The sequence below is a fragment of the Ralstonia sp. ASV6 genome (genome assembly GCF_016429285.1).
GTDB lineage: Bacteria > Pseudomonadota > Gammaproteobacteria > Burkholderiales > Burkholderiaceae > Ralstonia > Ralstonia flaminis.
The window spans coordinates 1-320 of record NZ_JAELUI010000544.1; the positions used below are offsets into that span (position 1 = coordinate 1).

Sequence of the window (320 nt, forward strand, 5' to 3'; positions counted from 1 at the left end):
AGTGTCATCGCTTGCAAGGCCTTGAGGCCGCCCGCCAACATCAGGATGGCGGCGGTCGCCCCGAGCACCACCGCCCAGAACAGTCGCTGCCATACGGGTGAGCGCTCTGCGCCGCGCGAAGCAATCGCTGTCTCTTATACACATCTCCGAGCCCACGAGACATGGCGCCTGATCTCGTATGCCGTCTTCTGCGTGAAAAGCGGGGGGGGGGGGGGGGGGGGGGGGGGGGGGGGGGGGGGGGGGGGGGGGGGGGGGGGGGGGGGGGGGGGGGGGGGGGGGGGGGGGGGGGGGGGGGGGGGGGGGGGGGGGGGGGGGGGGGG

At 76.6% G+C, this 320-nt stretch carries 1 pseudogene; it reads right to left on the reverse strand.

The annotated features are described in order from the left end of the window. A pseudogene (locus JHD73_RS28460) lies at positions 1-128 on the reverse strand (BCCT family transporter); the annotation flags it as partial. Positions 129-320 lie beyond the last annotated feature (192 nt).